2 protein-coding genes are annotated in these 641 nt (G+C 56.2%); both read right to left on the reverse strand.

Annotated features, from left to right (window positions below):
* Nucleotides 1-146 (reverse strand): FAD-dependent oxidoreductase (locus WG8_RS28810; protein WP_007431925.1); only part of this gene is annotated, 146 nt, incomplete at its 3' end.
* A complete protein-coding gene (locus WG8_RS19350) occupies nt 143-478 on the reverse strand; it encodes a (2Fe-2S)-binding protein (protein WP_007431926.1) in 336 nt (111 codons plus the stop codon). The genes WG8_RS19350 and WG8_RS28810, both read right to left, overlap by 4 nt.
* Nucleotides 479-641 lie beyond the last annotated feature (163 nt).

Here is a 641-nt window from a genome sequence, read left to right on the forward strand (position 1 = left end):
TCATGATATTGTCCGGGCATCCGTCCGCCTGGCTCAGTAAACTCATCTAGTACCGTGACCGGCAATCCTTGTTCAGCTGCTGTAGCCGCTGCTGACAACCCGGCGGGACCTGCTCCAATGACGATGAGATGCGCCATTTTATTCATGTCACGATTCTCCCTGTAATTTCATTCGAAAGCTGTCTGCCTGTTTCGACGATCATGCCTTCCTCCAACTGGGTCAGACAGGAGCGGACAGTACCGAGCGGATGAACCGTCAGGCGGCATTCGTTACAGTGCCCAATGGCGCAGTATACGCCCCTGGCCGTGCCGGATTCCTCATGCCTTCTCAGTAAACGAACGCCGCTTGCCAGCAGCGCTGCCGCGAGCGGCTCTCCAGCCAATCCTTTCATGGGACGACCATCGAAAACGAAAGACACCTGCCGCCGCTCCGGCTTCGGTCCCAAAATAGGATGGTTCACAATACGTGCGCGACTCATAAAGAACCTCCTTCTGCCAGCTGACCAAACGTCACGGGACGTACCGGAGGTCTTTGCGATAATAGCTCTGCCTCCCGGCGGGCAGCGGGATATTGACTATAAAACCAAGTCTCTACCAGTTGTCTGCATACCCTGCCCTGACACGCTCCCATCGTGACTCGCG

The sequence above is a fragment of the Paenibacillus sp. Aloe-11 genome, from assembly GCF_000245715.1.
Taxonomy (GTDB): domain Bacteria; phylum Bacillota; class Bacilli; order Paenibacillales; family Paenibacillaceae; genus Paenibacillus; species Paenibacillus kribbensis.

Coding starts and splice junctions, on each gene's coding strand:
- WG8_RS19350 (WP_007431926.1), bottom strand. CDS start 478: ATGAGTCGCGCACGTATTGTGAACCATCCTATTTTGGGACCGAAGCCG.